20 protein-coding genes are annotated in these 18811 nt (G+C 40.3%); 7 read left to right on the top strand and 13 right to left on the bottom strand.

Going from position 1 to position 18811, the window contains the following annotated elements; genetic code table 11:
- The first annotated feature begins 168 nt into the window (after positions 1-168).
- Positions 169-1152 (top strand): COX15/CtaA family protein, encoded by a 984-nt coding sequence (locus ACQKL6_RS08620; protein WP_402868112.1) that lies wholly within the window; start codon positions 169-171, stop codon positions 1150-1152.
- 157 nt (positions 1153-1309) lie between these two features.
- Here ACQKL6_RS08620 and pyc read toward each other — a convergent pair whose 3' ends face one another.
- A complete protein-coding gene (gene pyc / locus ACQKL6_RS08615; protein WP_427650967.1) occupies positions 1310-4747 on the bottom strand; it encodes a pyruvate carboxylase in 3438 nt (1145 codons plus the stop codon).
- Positions 4748-5280: 533 nt separating this feature from the next.
- On the bottom strand, positions 5281-5562 hold the full coding sequence (locus ACQKL6_RS08610; protein WP_402868108.1) for a YlaN family protein: 282 nt from the start codon (positions 5560-5562) through the stop codon (positions 5281-5283).
- A 199-nt stretch (positions 5563-5761) separates the two neighbouring features.
- Between ACQKL6_RS08610 and ACQKL6_RS08605 the strand changes: the two genes are divergently transcribed.
- The gene (locus ACQKL6_RS08605) at positions 5762-6265 is read left to right on the top strand and encodes a peptidyl-prolyl cis-trans isomerase (RefSeq protein ID WP_402868563.1); all 504 of its coding nucleotides are present in this window, start codon (positions 5762-5764) and stop codon (positions 6263-6265) included.
- Positions 6266-6325: 60 nt separating this feature from the next.
- Here ACQKL6_RS08605 and ACQKL6_RS08600 read toward each other — a convergent pair whose 3' ends face one another.
- Positions 6326-7654: a PhoH family protein gene (locus tag ACQKL6_RS08600; RefSeq protein WP_402868106.1), complete on the bottom strand. Its 1329-nt coding sequence runs from the start codon at positions 7652-7654 to the stop codon at positions 6326-6328.
- A 211-nt stretch (positions 7655-7865) separates the two neighbouring features.
- On the opposite strand from ACQKL6_RS08600, the gene ACQKL6_RS08595 reads away from it, so the two are divergent.
- From ACQKL6_RS08595 to ACQKL6_RS08585, 3 genes are all read left to right on the top strand, one after another.
- Entirely contained in the window at positions 7866-8465 is a 600-nt protein-coding gene (locus ACQKL6_RS08595; protein ID WP_402868105.1) for a YhcN/YlaJ family sporulation lipoprotein, read from the top strand.
- 147 nt (positions 8466-8612) lie between these two features.
- A complete protein-coding gene (locus ACQKL6_RS08590; RefSeq protein WP_402868104.1) occupies positions 8613-8813 on the top strand; it encodes a YlaI family protein in 201 nt (66 codons plus the stop codon).
- The gene (locus tag ACQKL6_RS08585; protein ID WP_407407928.1) at positions 8803-9225 is read left to right on the top strand and encodes a hypothetical protein; all 423 of its coding nucleotides are present in this window, start codon (positions 8803-8805) and stop codon (positions 9223-9225) included. The genes ACQKL6_RS08590 and ACQKL6_RS08585 overlap by 11 nt, the downstream gene beginning before the upstream one ends.
- Positions 9226-9256: 31 nt before the next feature.
- Here the strand turns inward: ACQKL6_RS08585 and ACQKL6_RS08580 are convergent, their stop codons facing one another.
- Genes ACQKL6_RS08580 through typA form a run of 3 tightly spaced genes read right to left on the bottom strand, consistent with a single transcriptional unit; the run spans position 9257 to position 11727 of the window.
- Positions 9257-9541 (bottom strand): hypothetical protein, encoded by a 285-nt coding sequence (locus tag ACQKL6_RS08580; RefSeq protein ID WP_402868101.1) that lies wholly within the window; start codon positions 9539-9541, stop codon positions 9257-9259.
- Positions 9542-9548: 7 nt separating this feature from the next.
- Positions 9549-9857 (bottom strand): YlaH-like family protein, encoded by a 309-nt coding sequence (locus tag ACQKL6_RS08575; RefSeq protein ID WP_402868100.1) that lies wholly within the window; start codon positions 9855-9857, stop codon positions 9549-9551.
- Between the two features lie 22 nt (positions 9858-9879).
- A complete protein-coding gene (gene typA, locus ACQKL6_RS08570) occupies positions 9880-11727 on the bottom strand; it encodes a translational GTPase TypA (RefSeq protein ID WP_402868099.1) in 1848 nt (615 codons plus the stop codon).
- 125 nt (positions 11728-11852) lie between these two features.
- On the opposite strand from typA, the gene ACQKL6_RS08565 reads away from it, so the two are divergent.
- Positions 11853-12035, top strand: coding sequence for a YlaF family protein (locus tag ACQKL6_RS08565; protein ID WP_402868097.1), 183 nt, complete (start codon positions 11853-11855; stop codon positions 12033-12035).
- A gap of 96 nt (positions 12036-12131) precedes the next feature.
- Here the strand turns inward: ACQKL6_RS08565 and ACQKL6_RS08560 are convergent, their stop codons facing one another.
- Together ACQKL6_RS08560 and ACQKL6_RS08555 are read right to left on the bottom strand one after the other, a co-directional pair.
- Positions 12132-12935 (bottom strand): inositol monophosphatase family protein, encoded by an 804-nt coding sequence (locus ACQKL6_RS08560; protein ID WP_427651003.1) that lies wholly within the window; start codon positions 12933-12935, stop codon positions 12132-12134.
- Positions 12936-13268: 333 nt separating this feature from the next.
- Positions 13269-13466, bottom strand: a complete 198-nt coding sequence (locus ACQKL6_RS08555) for a hypothetical protein (RefSeq protein ID WP_402868093.1) — start codon at positions 13464-13466, stop codon at positions 13269-13271.
- Positions 13467-13668: 202 nt separating this feature from the next.
- On the opposite strand from ACQKL6_RS08555, the gene ACQKL6_RS08550 reads away from it, so the two are divergent.
- Positions 13669-14289: a YktB family protein gene (locus tag ACQKL6_RS08550; RefSeq protein WP_427650966.1), complete on the top strand. Its 621-nt coding sequence runs from the start codon at positions 13669-13671 to the stop codon at positions 14287-14289.
- Positions 14290-14377: 88 nt separating this feature from the next.
- Here the strand turns inward: ACQKL6_RS08550 and trpA are convergent, their stop codons facing one another.
- From trpA to trpD, 5 genes are read right to left on the bottom strand one after another with little or no spacing between them, the layout of a single operon-like run.
- On the bottom strand, positions 14378-15157 hold the full coding sequence (gene trpA, locus ACQKL6_RS08545; protein WP_403080053.1) for a tryptophan synthase subunit alpha: 780 nt from the start codon (positions 15155-15157) through the stop codon (positions 14378-14380).
- Positions 15150-16355, bottom strand: coding sequence for a tryptophan synthase subunit beta (gene trpB, locus ACQKL6_RS08540; RefSeq protein ID WP_403080055.1), 1206 nt, complete (start codon positions 16353-16355; stop codon positions 15150-15152). The genes trpA and trpB overlap by 8 nt, the downstream gene beginning before the upstream one ends.
- Positions 16356-16973 carry a phosphoribosylanthranilate isomerase gene (locus ACQKL6_RS08535; protein ID WP_402868087.1) on the bottom strand — a complete coding sequence of 206 codons (618 nt, stop codon included), beginning with the start codon at positions 16971-16973 and terminating at the stop codon, positions 16356-16358.
- Between the two features lie 17 nt (positions 16974-16990).
- A complete protein-coding gene (gene trpC / locus ACQKL6_RS08530; RefSeq protein WP_427650965.1) occupies positions 16991-17770 on the bottom strand; it encodes an indole-3-glycerol phosphate synthase TrpC in 780 nt (259 codons plus the stop codon).
- The gene (gene trpD / locus ACQKL6_RS08525) at positions 17771-18793 is read right to left on the bottom strand and encodes an anthranilate phosphoribosyltransferase (protein WP_427650964.1); all 1023 of its coding nucleotides are present in this window, start codon (positions 18791-18793) and stop codon (positions 17771-17773) included.
- Positions 18794-18811: the final 18 nt, after the last annotated feature.

The following is an 18811-nucleotide window of genomic DNA, read 5'->3' as shown; positions in this document are numbered from 1 at the left end:
ATGGTAGCATTTAGGGATGCACTTTTTTTCGAACTTGTAAAATCATACTATTTTGTGTAATATCGAGGAGGTTCTACAAATATTTATCAATTACATTATGATATGATAATATGGTATGGATTTAATAAAACTAACTAATATGACTCCAAGAAAAAGGTGGGACTACTGGTGAAATCGTCACTTAAATGGTTTGCTGTTTTAACTACGATTGTAATGCTCTTTATCTTAATAGGGGGAGCCTTAGTCACAAAGACCGATTCCGGCATGGGCTGTGGTAGATCATGGCCATTATGTAATGGTCAATTAATCCCCGAAAAAATTACGTTCGCATTGGTTATTGAACTCTCCCATCGGGTTGTCTCAGGTGTAGGCGGATTCATGGTCCTGCTTTTATCAGTTATGTCTTGGCGAAAAATAGGTCATATTCGCGAAGCCCGCTTTCTATCGATTCTTTCATTCGGCTTCCTAGTTCTTCAAGGATTAATAGGAGCTGCTGCAGTTCTTTGGTCTCAATCTGATTTTGTTTTGGCTCTCCACTTTGGTATTTCCCTTATATCCTTTGCTTCCGTATTTTTATTAACCCTATTGATTTTCGAAGTGGACAAGAAGTTTGAGGCTGATAAACTGATTGTTGACAAAAGAATGGGATTTCACATTACCGGCATTTTGATTTTTTGTTTACTGGTCGTATATACCGGTGCTCTCGTAAGACATACTGAATCTAGTCTTATATGTAAAGATTGGCCTCTATGTGGGAATGGAACCTTCCTACCTACTAACACCTATGAATGGATACAAATGGGTCATAGGGCGATAGCAGGGATGATTTTCTTATGGGTTTCCTACGCTACCTTTTTGGCACATAAACACTATAAACATCAACGGGTCATATATGGTGGTTGGAATGCAGCATTCATTTTAGTCTTTTTACAAGTAACCGCCGGAGCTTTCATTATCTTTTCTAAACAAAATCTATACATTGCATTGGCACATGCTTTATTTATAGCCTGTTTTTTCGGGGTGATGAGCTATTTGCTTCTTCTCACTACAAGAAGCAAGAAAAACGCATTACTTATTGAAAAGGAGAATCAAGTTTCTTCTATTAATGAACGAGATGAGGGAATTGTATCACCGACCATTCCTGCCAGATGACGTCTGACTTTTCAAACAATAACAGGTATACAAAAAGCCATCATTCAAAATGATGGCTTTTTGTATACCTGTTAAAAGGATAGCCTGAAAGAGGGCACTCCAGATGTTATCCCATCCGTGCGCCCTCTTTCAAAGCTAGTCTCTGACTCTCTTAGAGTTACTTAGTTATTTCAATCAATAGATCACCTGTACTGATGGCTTCTCCGTCTTTAACATAAATGTCTTTAATTGTACCAGAGAAAGGTGCTTGTACAGTTGTTTCCATTTTCATGGCTTCTGTAATGATCAGGTGATCACCCTGCTTGACTTGATCGCCTTTTTCGACGACAACGCGGATGACCGTACCAGGCATCGTAGCCCCAATATGTTCTTTATTTTTGGTGTCAGCCTTGATTTTGGTTTGCACGGACGATTTAATATTCTCATCCTTGATGATGACTTCACGAGATTGACCATTCAATTCAAAATACACAACCCGTGTGCCATCAGGCAATGGCTGTCCAATTGACACTAATTTAACGATAAGGGTTTTCCCCTTTTCTATTTCGACTTCGATTTCTTCTCCTAATCTCATGCCATATAAGAAAGTGGCTGTGTCTAGGTTGGATACATCGCCGAATAACTCTTTCGTTTTATTATAATCCAAGAATACTTTAGGATATAGGGCATATGCAAGCACATCGAAGTCTGTGACAGGACGTCCCACTTCTCGGAACAACTCTTCTCTTAATGCATCAAAATCTACAGCTTCCAGTAGTTCACCTGGTCTAACTGTAATCGGTTTTTTCCCTTTCAGGATAACTTCCTGAAGTTCCTTTGGAAAACCTCCCGTTGGTTGTCCCAAGTACCCCTCGAATAATTCAATAACGGAATCAGGAAAATCAATGGCTTGACCCTTTGTAAGGACATCCTCTTCCGAAAGGCTATTTTGTACCATGAATAAGGCCATGTCGCCTACAACTTTTGAAGATGGTGTCACTTTAACGATATCTCCGAACATGACATTGACGCGTCGATACATTTCCTTCACTTCATGCCAACGATCTCCAAGACCTACTGCTTTAGCCTGCTGTTGTAGATTACTATACTGTCCACCTGGCATTTCATGCTTATAAACTTCCGTGTGGGGTGCATTCATGCCACTTTCGAAGTCTTTATAGAACTTCCGTACCTCTCCCCAATACTCTCCTAGACGTTCAAGTGAATCCACTTCAAGTTTAGGCTGTCTACCCGATCCCTCCAGTGCGTAATGAAGGGTTTGAATACTTGGCTGCGAAGTTAAGCCTGCAAGCGAGCCAATCGCCGTATCCACAATATCCACTCCTGCTTCAATGGCTTTTGAGTACGTAAAGATACCATTTCCGCTCGTATCATGCGAATGCAAATGAATAGGTAGAGAAGTCGTTTCCTTCAATTCCGATACAAGACGGTAAGCCGCATCCGGTTTCAAAAGACCTGCCATATCTTTGATAGCTAGAATATGAGCACCTGCATGCTCCAATTCCTTCGCCATGTTTTTATAGTATTCTATATTATATTTGCTGCGCGATGAATCATTCAAATCACCTGTGTAACAAATGGCTGCTTCGGCAATTTTACCAGATTGGCGGACAGCATCAATAGCCACTTCCATCCCTTTTACCCAGTTTAAGCTGTCGAAGATCCGGAAGACATCAATACCAGCCGCCGCTGATTTCTCAACGAATTCCTGTATGACATTGTCGGGATAGTTTTTATAACCCACTGCATTGGAAGCTCTTAAAAGCATTTGTAACAGGACATTAGGCGCTTTTTTCCTGAAACTTAACAAACGCTCCCATGGATCTTCTTTCAAGAAGCGATAGGCTACATCAAACGTTGCCCCGCCCCACATTTCCATGGAAAATAGGTTTGGAAGTAATTTTGCTGTAGGCTCTGCAATGTCCAGTATATCCTTTGATCTAATTCTTGTAGCCAATAATGATTGATGTGCATCACGGAAAGTCGTATCCGTAATTAATACTTCTTTCTGTTCCTTAATCCAGTTAACCAGGCCTTCTGCTCCTCGTTCGTCTAGAATATTCTTCGTACCTGGAGTAAGCGGCAGATTCTTGACATCCGGAATCGGTGCTGGGTCAAAGACCGGTTTTTTCTTCGTTTCCACACCTGGAAAACCATTCACCGTTACATTGCCGATATATGAAAGCATTTTTGTTCCACGGTCTTTTCTGACTGGGAAGTTAAACAATTCAGGCGTTGAATCGATAAATGAAGTATCGTACTCGCCCGTAATGAAATTCTTATGTTTGACAACATTCTCAAGGAATGGGATGTTTGTTTTAATTCCTCGAATCCTAAATTCCTTCAGGTTACGCACCATTTTGGAAGCAGCCTGCTCAAATGATAGTGCATGTGTTGAAAGCTTGACTAGCAAGGAATCATAATATGGGGTAATCACTGCACCTTGGAATCCATTACCTGCATCCAAACGTACGCCAAATCCTCCACCCGAACGGTAAACCATCATTTTTCCAGTGTCAGGCATAAAATTATTCAACGGATCTTCGGTTGTCACCCTTGATTGGATTGCATACCCATTTGTTTTAATGCCCGCTTGTTCTGGAATGGCGATCTTTTTACCATGTAGTTCATGGCCTTCGGCAATCATGATTTGCGATTGAACAATATCGATTCCTGTAATCATTTCGGTAATGGTATGCTCTACCTGAACCCTTGGATTGACTTCAATGAAATAAAATTCACCATTTGCCACAAGGAACTCCACTGTCCCAGCATTGACATAGTCGATATTTTTGGCCAATTTGACTGCAGCCTCGCAAATCTCTTCTCTAAGGCTCTCCGGAAGCGAAACTGAAGGAGCAACTTCAACGACTTTTTGATGACGTCTTTGCACCGAGCAGTCACGTTCATATAAATGAACGGTATTACCATGAGAATCTGCCAAGATTTGAACTTCGATATGCTTTGGATTTTTAATGTATCTCTCTACGTATACTTCATCATTCCCAAAGGCTGCTTTCGCTTCAGATTTACAGCGATTGTATGCTTCTTCGGTTTCTTCAAGTTTTTCGACAATACGCATGCCGCGTCCGCCTCCACCAAGTGAGGCTTTTATAATAATGGGGAAGCCATACTTCTTACCGAATTCTTTTACTTCTTCCACGCTTGTTACTGGTCCATCACTGCCTGGAATGACCGGAATACCAGCCAGTTCAGCTTGTGTTCTAGCTTTTACCTTGTCCCCAAACATATCTAAATGCCTTGATTCAGGTCCGATGAAGATAATTCCCTCGTCTTCGCAACGTTTAGCAAAATCTATATTTTCTGAAAGGAAGCCATAACCAGGATGAATAGCGTCAACTCCACTCATTTTGGCAATTGAAATAATCCCTTCAATATCCAAATATGCATCGATCGGCTTTTTACCTTCACCAACCAGATATGCTTCATCAGCCTTATAGCGGTGATAGGATCCGTAATCTTCCTTGGAATAGATTGCAACTGTACAAATGTCTAATTCCGTACATGCCCGAAAAATTCGAATCGCAATTTCCCCGCGATTTGCCGCAAGTACCTTTTCTATACGTTTAACCATTGCTACCACCCTAATCAATATGTATTTTTATAAATATATAGAAAAAAAGTGTGAGAGATATCACAACTTTTCATTCTCTATTAATAGAGATAACTTAAACGTCCATTTCATTAAGTGAATAATGAAAAAGAATAAAGCAAAATTTTTAAATAATTACTATTATTATGATATACCAACTTTTCGTACTTTTTACTTTAATAAGTAATTAATATAACCATAATACTAAAATAAACTGAATACAATAAAAAAATAAAAAATTCTTTCGTTTATATTTAAAAGTATTTTTCAATCCACTTTTTGTCTTAGTGCCATTGGATCAGCAACCGTATTCAAGTTTTGTATAATATTAAATGTTGTGAATGAATTTGATACATCATTACTAATATAAAAACATAAAAAGGACTAAACAAAGAATGTTCCGTCCTATTAGTATAACACTTTTAAAATAAGTATAACCTATTCATTTGATTATGTATACAAATAAAAAACTCAAACAATCATCGAGATTTGTTTGAGTTAGTATGTGCTATATATTATTTTTTTAATGATGCTTCATGTAATACTGACAATTCTCTTTCGAGTGTCTCTAAAAGAGATTTGCCTTCCAATTCCTCTATTAGGTCTAATCGTACAGCAAAATCAATTTCCCGTGATAGACCAAACATTTGAGTATCCAGTACCTCTTCATATAAAGGACATTGAGGCATAGTGAGATTCTCCATTTGAACTTTTATCAATTTTAGAATCTTGTCAGCATCTGCCTTTAATAAAGCAAAAGCTTTTTCTCGATGATTGACAAGCATTTCAGATGCCATGTTAAATCCCCCCGCTCAGAGCGATTAAATCTTATCTTTAAATTCTACCTTTAGTTGTCTTAAAAAGCAAGGATATTGACAAACTAAATGAATAACGAAACCTGGAAGAATTGTGCCGATGCATGCTCGATAATGTGACAATTCTCCTGTAATTGATTATAATTGTACATGTATGTGAGCAAAGGAAGGAATGAGATATTTGGAATCCATCGTGTTTATTAACGGAAATGTGAAATATCCTCTTACAATAGACCCTGGAGTATGGATCTTCGATGACCGTAAAATTGAGATTGATACATATTTCAGTGAAGAAAGAGTACAGATCAATGAACTAGAAGATTATACTAAGAAAGCTTCTAGACATTGGCAAAAAGAAATTCAAGAGGGAGCGGTTCTACCCCCTACAATAAAAACAGAACGGAAATTCGAGAAACAACGATTGCTTGAAGGTTCTTTTGGCATTCTGTTTGAACCTTTTTTAAAAAATGCCGAACCCGCTGATGATGCAACCGAAGTTATCGTTACTTCAGAAGGCAAAGAATTGGCGTTTCCGCTAGAAGATGCCATGAAATTTTTCATCGGGTTTTCAAAGGATGGACAACCACTTAAAGTGTCTGAAGGTGGTCCCATGGAAATTTATTTTGGTGATGGAAGTAATATCAATAATCCAATCAAGTATGTCACGTCTTTTACAGTCAAATAAGCTCGCCAATAGCAATACTCTAGAAAATGGCAGGGGATTTTCCCCGTGCCATTTTTTTATTTATAAAAGCGTTGCAGCAAGCTGTGCCAATGTAGATCTTTCCCCTTTTATCAGCTTGACATGCCCAGCAATCCGCTCCGTCTTGAATTTTTCGACTACATACGTCAAGCCATTATTATATTCATCTAAATATGGATGATCAATTTGTTCTGGATCTCCCATCAACACGATTTTGCTTCGTTCTCCTACCCTTGTTAAGATAGTCTTTACCTCATGTTTCGTCAGATTCTGTGCTTCATCAATGATGATGAATTGATCCGGTATGCTCCTTCCCCTAATATACGTCAGGGCTTCTACTTCAATCGAACTCATCCCTGCTAGAATGGCATCCAATTCTCCTGGTTTCTTGGTATTGAACAAGTATTGCAGATTATCGAATATAGGCTGCATCCACGGCTTCAATTTTTCTTCCTTTTCTCCAGGCAGATAACCAATATCTTTACCGACCGGTACAATTGGCCTTGCGACAAGAAGCTTCTTATAATGGGCTAAATCCTCTGTTTGCAACAAGCCTGTTGCCAAAGCAAGTAACGTTTTCCCAGTGCCCGCCTTACCAATTAGTGTCACAAGCTGTACATCTGAACGAAGCAACAAATCCAAAGCCATCGTTTGTTGAACATTCCTAGGCTTAATTCCCCATATATGTTCCCCTTCATACATCAACTTCTTAACAGTCTTACAGTTTTCATTGATGATCCCAATCGCCGAGGCTGAGCTTCCTAGTGTATCCTTCATGAGGAGAAATTGATTGGGATAGTATTGATCTTCTGACAACTCTTCAAGTTCTAAATAACTTTTTTCATAAAATTTATTTAGGTTGTCAATTGAAACAAATATCTCTTTATATCCACCATAGACATGGTCCAATTCAACGACACGGTCATTTAAAAAGTCTTCTGCCTCAAGTCCGATAGCATCTGCCTTTACACGCACTAGTGTATCTTTGCTAACGAGGATGACCGTCTTCCCCTCTTCCTTCGTCTCTTCTTCCAATGACAAATTTTTAGCAACCGCCAATATTCGATTATCATTTGTTTTCTCGACAAAAATTTCCTGTAGTTCATGAAAAGAACGATGATTAAGTTCTATTCGTAAACTTCCTCCATTATGAAGCGGGATACTCTGGTGTAGTTTCCCTTTTTCCCGAAAATGATCAATTAATTTCGAAACCTGCCTTGCATTCCTTCCGATTTCATCCATATACCTTTTCTTAGAATCCAATTCTTCTAATACAACTGCTGGAATGACGATTTCATTAACCCCGAATGAATAAATGGAATACGGATCCTGCAACAGGACATTCGTATCTAAAACATAGATTTTGTCCAATATGACGCCTCCTGCCTGCTCTTTATCGGATATACCTAACAATGACTGCTCTTAGCAGTTATGTAGCGGACGAGACTGTTGATAAAATATATGTCCCTTTGTATAAAGATAGAAGAACAATTACAGACTATAAAGAAATCTTCCTTGATATAAAGATGCCAAATACACAATATGATCAATGAATTCTACGAGTAAAAAGGAGACGGAACTCTTGCGCAAACAAATTTTTTCATTGGCTGCACTCTTACTGATGTCAGGTTGTTCGACGGATCATGCAAGTGACGATTCAAAAGACCAGGCTAAAAACGGCTTAACCCAAGTTCATAACTCGACCATTCAGGAAAGCGATCGCAGGACCGGACAAGAAACATCCAAAAGGCTAACGAATCTGGCTCAATCAGTACCTGAAGTGAATGATGCCACCGCAGTTGTAATTGGGAAATACGCCCTGGTGGGGATTGATATCGACGCGGACATCGAACGCTCACAAGTCGGAACCGTTAAATACTCGGTTGGAGAGACATTAAAGAATGATCCTCATGGTGCCTATGCGATTGTCGTAGCCGATCCAGATTTAAATGCACGAATCAAAGAAGTTGCAGCAGACATTAAAAATGGCGAACCAGTAAGGGGGATATTAAATGAGTTGGCAGATATCACAAGCAGAGTCATACCTGAGGTACCTGGTGACACCTTGACACCTACCCCTGCAAAGGTTACGGATGATCAAGGGAACTCGCCCCATAATCAAGATGACAGAAAACAATTAGAAAAAGAACAAAACGAACAGTCCAATCATCATAAAGATTAACCTTTTCACCCCGTCGAATCTTCTTCGGGTTTTTTCTTATGTACAATTGCAAATCCCACACGGGAGACTTGTACTTTATCCTCGTTTTGGCATGAAATTATTGGTATACTTAAACACATACTGAAATCGAAGTGAGGTTCAATAATTATGAAGGTAAAATGCGTAATATGCGATCAAATCGAAGACATACCAGATGATAGTCCAGAAGCTAAGAAGCTACGTAACCGTCCTATACATACCTACATGTGCGATATATGTAAACAACGCATTGAAGAACGTACGAATGAACGGATTGCCACAGGCAATTTCCATCTCTACCGCACGATAAAAAAAGAAGATGAATGGTAAATCGTTCAATCGGATACTCCTGATTGGTCTGTTCAATGGATTATTACTTGGCTTTATAACGAAATGGATTGAAGTGTCCTCAGGAATAAAAGTGTATCAGCTTTTATTGAACGTGGATTTCATTCCTATTTTTGGGGAAATCCCTTGGAATGAAGCATGGCTATTTTCTTTTCATTTATTTATATCAATCTTCCTTACTTATGGCTATGCCTATATGATTCAAAAAAGAAAGATTGTAAAGCGATTTGCCTTTGCTAATTTATTCATCATTCCTGCCATCCTGCTTTATTTTCCATTGGCTTTCCTTTCTAAAACCATGGTTATTCCTTCTTTTGACTTGTTCACATTCTTATTGTGGGCACTTGCACATTTTATTTATTCTCTGTTCCTTCCATTGTCCATACAAAAATGACCGTGCGGAAAACCGCACGGTCATTTTTGTATTACTCGATATTTTTATACTTATCTGGCTCAAGTTGTATCTGATCCAACATGATATCAATTAATTCAATCGGGAAACGTTGCTTTTTCATTTCGTCTCCTACTTTATATTCAACAAAATAAAAAGGTTCTGTTTTTGTAACGGAATCAATCCTCACCTGGTGGTCGTTCTGAAGCATCTGCATAAAAAACATTTCTGTTTCTCGTGCGGCTGTATCATCGGGCCTTTCATCACAAACAACTCTTATCGTCAGCCAATTGTATAAAGCATCTTGTAATGATTTCATAGCTCACTCAAGCCTGTTCTTCTTTTTTCGAATTATGAAGACGAATCTTATAAATTCCAAGGACAAGAGATGCTATGACTAACGCTTCCCCCATTGGGAGAAACACAGCGAAGAAAGAAAGAAGGGTACATCCAAGTGCCATTACCGCATAGATAATCACATTTTTGAGCAAAGGTAGCTTTTTGGCGAAACCTAGCTGATAGACAAGGATGCATAATCCAAAGATTGTTAAATACAAATACCACATTCCCGCTTCAGGGTTCTCATCCACTCTGTACAACGCTGCAAAAAATGATAATCGCTCTTGGATATCCAATCTTTACTCCTCCTCTAGCTAATTATTTTTCTTCAACAGCCACTTTTTTTCTTTTAGCTGCTCTTTCACGTTCGTTTTTATCAAGAATTTTCTTACGAAGACGGATTGATTCAGGAGTAACTTCACAATACTCATCATCGTTCAAATACTCAAGTGCTTCTTCAAGAGACATGATTCTTGGTTTCTTCATTGAAGAAGTTTGATCCTTATTTGCTGAACGCATGTTTGTCATTTGTTTTGCTTTAACGATATTAACCGTTAAATCTGCATCACGATTATGTTCGCCGACAATCATACCTTCATAAATGTCAGTACCTGGTTCAACAAAAATGACACCACGGTCTTCTACTTGCATAGTACCGTATTGTGTTGTTTTTCCTGATTCCATAGATACTAATACACCTTGACGTCTTCCGCCAACTTGGCCTTGTGCCATTGGTTGGTAGCTGTCAAATGAATGGTTCATGATACCGTAACCACGAGTGATTGTTAAGAACTCAGTAGAATAACCGATAAGTCCACGGGCTGGAATCGTGAATAGTAAACGAACTTGACCGCTTCCGCTATTGACCATGTCTAACAATTCGCCTTTACGTGCACCCATGGATTCCATGATAGCACCAGTATGCTCTTCTGGAACATCGATTTGAACACGTTCAACTGGCTCGCAACGTACGCCATCAATAAGACGAACGATAACTTCCGGTTTCGAAACTTGAAGCTCATAGCCTTCACGTCTCATGTTTTCAATCAGGATAGAAAGGTGAAGCTCTCCACGACCAGAAACAATCCATACGTCCGGAGAATCAGTATTTTCTACTCTTAAGCTTACATCTGTTTGCAATTGGCTTTTCAAACGCTCTTCGATTTTACGAGCCGTTACGAATTTACCTTCACGTCCTGCGAATGGGCTGTTGTTTACAAGGAAAGTCATTTGTAATGTTGGCTCATCGATACGTAGGATTGGAAGCGCATCAGGATGCTCTACTGGGCAAACCGTTTCACCGACGTTGATATCTTCCATACCGGAAACGGCGATTAGGTCACCAGCAACAGCTTCCTGGATTTCAACTTTTTTCAAGCCGATATAACCAAAGATTTTCGTTACACGGAATTGCTTAACTGATCCATCAAGCTTCATCAATGAAACTTGTTGTCCCACGTGCATTTTTCCGCGGAATACACGACCAACACCGATACGTCCTACATAGTCGTTGTAATCAAGTAAAGCCACTTGGAATTGCAGTGGTTCTTCTGAGTTATCGACTGGAGCAGGAATCGTTTCGATAATTGTTTCGAATAATGGAGTCATGTCTTTTTCTTGTTTAGTAGGATCTGAATCCAAGCTTGCTGTTCCAGCAATACCTGAAGTGAAGACTACTGGGAAGTCTAATTGTTCTTCTTCAGCGCCAAGTTCGATGAACAAGTCGATAACTTCGTCGACAACTTCATCTGGACGAGCAGAGTCTTTATCAATTTTATTCACGACAACGATAGGCGTGATTTTTTGTTCCAAAGCTTTTTTCAACACGAAACGTGTTTGAGGCATACAACCTTCATAAGCATCGACAACAAGTAAAACGCCATCGACCATTTTCATGATCCGTTCTACTTCACCACCAAAGTCAGCATGACCAGGTGTATCCAAGATATTAATTCTTGTGTCTTGATATTGAACTGCTGTATTTTTCGCAAGAATCGTAATTCCGCGTTCTTTTTCAATAGCATTAGAATCCATCGCACGTTCTTCAACGTGTTCGTTTTCACGGAAAGTACCAGATTGCTTAAGCAACTGATCCACTAAAGTTGTTTTACCATGATCGACGTGGGCAATGATGGCTATATTACGAATATTTTCTCTTAATTTCAAAAAATTCACTCCTAAAAAAATTTGGTGTTTAACGTATCACTAGTATTAACTTACATATTATATCACAAACATGGTAGAAACAAATAACGAAATTATGTACAATAGAATTATTAGGGGTGATTTTAATGAATATTAAATGGAATTTCTTAATTTTAGCGATACTGGCTACAGCAAGTATTGGCTCCATTGGCATCTTTATCGCGATAAAGAGCATACTCGGAATAGTAGCTGCAATCGTTGTGCTATGCGGAATAATGGGGTATGGCTTCTCTCAAAAGAAAAAACTGCGTGAAGCAGGAAAGTTATAAATAAAAAAACTCGCTGCTGATAGCGAGTTTTTTTATTTATAACTTTATACTCCGAAAATTTATTTTCCATTAAAGGTTTTTCCTGCATATCGTTCACTACTTTCTTGAATTATCCGACAAGTATCGTTCGAACACTTCCTTATGTAGACCAGGTTTAGAAACAAAAAGAGAATCTCCTGATAGGAAGTTCAATTCCTCCCCTTTAATGTTGGTCACTTCCCCACCAACCTCTTCAATAAGTAACGCCCCTCCAGCAAAGTCCCACGGCATAAGGCGCATCGTTATATAAGCATCCAGGCGTCCAGCAGCTACGAAAGCAAGTTCCAGTGCAGCTGATCCGTATGATCGTGTTCCCCTGACATCACGGACAAGCGGGGCAAGGATGTTTGGATCGATTCGGCGGTTTTCCGTTACCCAACTCGCATTCATCGATAGAATGGATGTACTGACAGAACCTTCTTCTAACGGGGCAAGCCTTTGTTCATTCATAAAAGCTCCCTGCCCTTTAACAGCATGGTATAATTCATCATGCACAACATCATAGACCATGCCGATTTTCCCGATGCCATCCTGGTATACACCGAGAGAAATGGCAAAATTCCGCTGTTGGTGGATAAAGTTCAATGTACCATCGATGGGATCAATAATCCACACCGTCCCCTTTAAATCCTTTATCTGATTCCCCATACCCTCTTCTCCAAAAATACGATGGTCAGGAAATGTTTCATTTATATGTTCAACAAAGAATTTTTCTATTGCCTTATCCATATTCGTTACCAAATCATTGGGATTCGTTTTTTCCTCGATATTCAGCTTGGTTTCAAAGGACGCCCGAAGCTTGACCCCCGCTTCCCTCATCCATACCTTCGCATATGTATCCATTTCTTTAACCGATGCCATCATAATATCCCGTCCTTTGTCATCAAAACTACATTAAATAGATATTCTAAAGAGTAATGCAAATATACCATGACTTCAAGTTTTTAACATCTTCATATTTTAAGCTTTTTAAAAATTTAAAATTCAATCCACTTAAATGAACAGTCCACCACATCAAGACTTCTTTCCTTTATTCCTCAATAGAAATATTCAAATCCGCTATTGGGAACACTTCAGGTATATAATGAAAAACGGACACATTATTTTCTAAAAAAATAAGTGTCCGTTCAACTATTATAGATTTCATTATCCATTTAATTCATATGCTCCTTATTGATCTTTACAACTATTCATTTACAAAGCCTTAAGCTTTAGCAACTCCAAACGGATACGCTCTAATCTTTGCTTGCATAGTGACCTCATCTGATCGTTTTCTTCACTGATCGCTTCAAAAAGGGTTGCTAATTCATAGTCCATTTCCATTCTTAACACTGCAGCTCTATGTCTTTCTACTTCTTTAGCTTTTAATGCTTGGTTCATGACTTGTTTCATAATTAACATTCTCCCTTCATCAATAAACTTAATTTTCAGAATTTAATTTTATTTTATCATATGTCTTCCACCAACAAATAGCAACTAATTTGTGTTCTTACCCATCAATTTATTTGAAATCAAGTTACAAAACGCTATTTTCGAAATTACCTTATACTTATGCTACAATATGTGCAGATATTTACGGTAGGAGAGATAAATGATGAAATTATTAAGTTTCACTTCTGATGATTTTAACGTATTTAAAATTGATGGATTAGAACCGCGAATGGAAGCTTTAAAAGAAAAGATACAACCTAAGCTTCATGCATTGGGCGAACATTTTTCACATCAGCTATCTATCATGACTGGTGAAGAAATGTTTCCTCATGTAGCAAGGCATGCCAGACGGAAAGTGAACCCTCCTAACGATACATGGGTTGCTTTTGCCGCTAATAGCCGGGGCTATAAAATGATGCCCCATTTTCAGATAGGTTTATGGGAGACACATTTGTTCATATGGTACGCCGTCATTTATGAGGCCCCCAATAAGGTAGAAATAGGACAGCATCTTGAGAAAAACATTAACCGGTTAAAAGAAAATATCCCTTCTGACTACGTTTGGTCAATGGACCACACAAAACCTGAAGTCATTCCACATGAAGGGCTTTCTAGTGAAGATTTACATTCCATGTTTTCCCGTTTGCAAACGGTCAAGAAGGCCGAGATCCTTTGCGGAATACAAATCCCCCGCGAAGAGGCCATTCAATTAAAAGAAGTTGAATTCATCCAAATCATTCAAGATGCGTTTGAACATCTTTTACCCCTATATCAATTAAAATAAACGCTTATGTCGTAATATGACGTATATCTACAAAATATAGACCAAACGATGGAAGCACGGAGGTGCCTTTATAGGTACCTCCGTGCTTTTATTTTTGAACCAATATTTTACTTGCGCTGATGAGCTCGGTGATGTGCTCCTCTTTTCCCGTTTCAAAGCATTCTATGACCTTGCTTCCGACGATGACCCCATCACAGGATTGAATCGCATTCCTTACATGCTCGGGCGTTGAGATGCCAAACCCGGCAAGAACCGGGACAGGGCTCAGTTCTTTTACCTGTTTAAGATATTCACCGACATCGCCCCCGAAGGTATCACGGGTACCCGTGATACCCTTTACCGTAACTGCGTAGATAAAGCCTTCAGCTCCTGCTGTAATCTCCGTGATTCGATCCCTTGAAGACGTGAGGGTCACAAGTCGAATCAGTGTGATCCCCGCTGTTTTGATGGATGAAAACACCGTTTCTTCTTCAATCGGCAAATCAGGAATGATACATCCTGCAATTCCAGCATGAAGGCAATCCTCTATAAACTCCTTTAGACCATATGCCATGATGGAATTGGTGTACCCCATTAGTATAATCGGGATATTCACATCGTTTTTGATTTCCGTTACCTTTTTCAAAATATCCTTCAAAGTCGTGCCCTTCTCCAAAGAACGAATCCCGGCCTGTTGAATAACCGGCCCATCAGCAACTGGATCAGAAAATGGTATGCCCAATTCAACAGCGGTTGCCCCGTTTTTTTCTAGGAACATCAGCTGGCCTTTTAATCGATCCAAACCTCCATCGCCTGCCATGATATAGGGGATGAACGCCTTTTCTCCCTTGTTTACACAATCTTGCATCACTTTCGTTAACTTATTCATGATCGCTGCCCCCTAATATGGATTGGACTTGTTCAACATCCTTATCACCACGACCAGAGAGGCAAATAACCAACCCTGTCCCTTTTTCCATTTCTTTTGCCAGTTTTAACCCATAAGAAAGCGCATGAGAGCTTTCTAAAGCTGGAATAATCCCTTCTTCCCTTGAAAGCAATACAAGGGCATCCAGGGCTTCCTGATCAGTAACGGAAGTATATGTGACCCGATTCGTATCCTTTAGGTAACTGTGTTCCGGTCCTACTCCGGGATAATCCAACCCCGCTGAGACCGAATGGGCCTCCTGGATTTGGCCGTCTTCGTTTTGCAAGACATACATGAATGCCCCGTGAAGCACGCCGGGCCTTCCCTTAGTCAAACTTGAAGCATGTAATGGTGTATGGAGACCATGACCTGCAGCTTCCACTCCATATAACTTCACCGTTTCATCCTCTATGAAAGGGTAAAACATGCCCATTGCATTACTGCCACCCCCAATACAAGCGACCACTGCATCAGGAAGCCCATTTACCAAGTCTGAATACTGGCGCTTTGTTTCATTACCAATGACGCTTTGATAATCGCGAACAATTACAGGAAACGGATGTGGACCGAGGACAGAACCCATAATGTAGTGAGTGTCCTCTACATTTGCAACCCAGTATCGTAATGCTTCATTTACTGCATCCTTCAAAGTGGAGCTCCCTTGTGTAACGGAAACAACCTTTGCCCCTAACAATTCCATTCTGAATACGTTCAATTTCTGCCTTCTGATATCTTCTGCACCCATGAAGATGATGCATTCGAGCTTCAATAAAGCACAGACTGTCGCCGTCGCTACGCCATGCTGTCCTGCACCTGTTTCGGCTATGACCTTTTTCTTGCCCATTTTTTGAGTCAATAAAGCCTGGCCTATCGTATTATTTATTTTGTGGGCACCTGTATGGTTCAAATCCTCACGTTTCAGGTAGATATCGGCACCACCTGCAAGTTTCGTCAGGTTCTCAGCAAAATAAAGAGGTGTTTCCCGACCAACGTATTGAGTCAGGTAATAGGATAGCTGCTTTTGGAAATCCGGATCATTTTTTGATTGTTCATAGACCTCTTCAAGTTCAGTGATTGCAGCCATCAAGGTTTCAGGGACAAAACGGCCACCATATGCCCCGAAGTGCCCAGTTTGGTCAGGTTGTGTATACGTACTCATCTATTCATTCCTCTTCTCCTGTATATTTTTTGCCTTCCTTATAAATGCCTTTATTTTTGTTGCGTCCTTCACCCCATCAATCTCCACACCACTAGCGACATCAACCCCGAATGGGGATACGGCCAAAATCGCTTTATCCACATTATCCGGATTTAAGCCACCTGCAAGAATAACCTTGTCCAGTGGAAGCTTGGCTTTTTGGAGCATATCCCAATCTAATGTCATTCCTTTTCCCGAGGAACCTTTCGGCAAATCGACCAGAAGATACTCAGCGGGATAATCGTTAAGGTTTTCAAGGTCCTCTTCTGAATGTATGGCGAATGCCTTAATGACAGGTAGCGGCATCCTTTCGGCAAAACTAGTAGACTCGTTTCCGTGCAGCTGAATATAATCCAATCCAGCGATGCCAGCCGTCCTAATCACATCCCGTTCGGCCTGATTAGAAAACACCCCTACTTTTTTCACATGTCCAGGAAGGTTTCGTCCAATTTCACGCACCACCTCAGGTTGTACTTTCCGGCTGCTTTCTGCAAAAATGAACCCGATGAAATCAGCACCTGCCCCTACAGCCGATTGGACATCCTCCAATGTTTTCAATCCACAAATTTTGACGAACATATTTATCTCCTTACCTCTTAAAAGTTCACTTGAAGTTCATTCATCGTATCCGAAAGGTTGGTGGAAGTCATCAAGGTTTCACCCACTAAAATCCCCCTGGCACCCGCTTTTTTCACACGCAGGACATCTGCTTTCGTTTTGATTCCACTTTCACTGATAATCATATGAATGTTCGGATCAAGCAGTTTCGCAAGCCGTTCCGTTACATCCAGGTCCACTTCGAATGTTTTTAAATTTCTATTGTTGATCCCAATCAATTCTGCTCCTAGGTCCACCGCCTGTTTTAGCTCTGATTCATCATGGACTTCAGTTAATACTTCGAGCCCTTTACTTTTTGCATATTGATACAACTCATGTAGGCGCTCTTTCGAAAGAGCTGCCACAATTAAAAGAATAATGGTCGCACCTGCATGGTAGGCCCGGTCAATCTGGACTTCATCAATGATGAAGTCCTTACAGAGTCTAGGGATTTTGACAAGTTGGCTCACGTTTCGTAAATCATCGATCGTTCCTTTAAAGAAAGACTCGTCCGTCAAAACGGATATGGCAGCAGCTCCCCCTTTTTCATAAGATAGGGCTTGATTGTTGGGGTCAACATCCATGTTTATCTTACCCTTTGACGGAGAAGCACGTTTTATTTCTGCTATAACCGAAATGGAGGCGGCTGTTTTCAAAGATTCCACTAGCGATGGCCTTGTTGAACGGACCGCCTCCGACTGTGGAAAGCCGCTTCCTTCTTTATAATGGGCAACCTCCACTTTTTTCCTTTCGATGATTTTCGTTAAAATATTTTCCATTTACATTACCACCTTATTACGGTTGCCATAGGCAATTAAATTTTCTAATTTCGCAAGAGCTGAACCGCTGTCCAGGCTATCTTTGGCCAGAGAAATGCCCTTTTTAATCGTGGGCGCCGTTCCATGGGCGAATAATCCCAGCCCTGCGTTCAACAAAACGGTATCCCGGTAAGCCCCTTTCTCTCCTTTTAAGACACGTAGCATAATATCAGCATTTTCCTTAGCGTCTCCTCCACGAATTTCCTCATTTCCGTAGATGGGCAAATCCACTTCTTCCGGATTCAGGGTAAAGGGGATGATGTCCCCTTCTTCCAAAAGGACGAGAGAATTTTCTCCCTGTAGACTTGCTTCATCCATAGAACCTGCTCCATGGATGACAACCGCACGTTTTCTGCCTAATTTGTGGAGCACCTCGGCAAATAGCTCAAGCATATCCCGACGGTTAATTCCCAATAGTTGCGTTTGAAGTTGCACTGGATTTGTTAATGGACCTAAATAATTAAAGACAGTTGGGATCTTCAATTCTTTTCTCACTTTCATAATCCGGGCGCTGTTTGGATGGTGTGACGGCGCAAACAAGAAAGTGATGCCGTTTTCCTCCAGCAGTTCTTTCACCATTCCAGGTTCAAGGTATAAATTGACCCCTAGCTCTTCCAAAACATCCGCACTTCCCGTCTTACTCGAAATGCTACGATTTCCATGTTTGGCAACCTTTACTCCGGCACCGGCCAGAACAAATGCAGAAGTGGTACTGATGTTGAAGCTTTGTGAGCCATCTCCACCTGTCCCGCAATTATCCATCACGTTTAAACTAGTCGAATGTACACTTCTTGCTTTTTTTCGCATGACCCTGACCAGACTGGCGATTTCTCCCGCCGTTTCTCCTTTTGCTTTTAATGCTATAAGAAAAGCCGCCATCTCGCTTTCTGTAATATCTGTAGAAAATAACGCTTGGGCTGCTCTACTCATCTCATCTTCCGTCAATGTTTGACGCTCTGCTAACTTCACTAAATACTCCTTCACAACTGACTCCCCCACTCG

It is taken from the genome of Peribacillus sp. NPDC097197, assembly GCF_050278025.1.
Taxonomy (GTDB): Bacteria; Bacillota; Bacilli; order Bacillales; family DSM-1321; genus Peribacillus.
The sequence above is the reverse complement of the archived record's forward strand: the minus strand, read 5'-3'. Positions and strand labels throughout refer to the sequence as shown.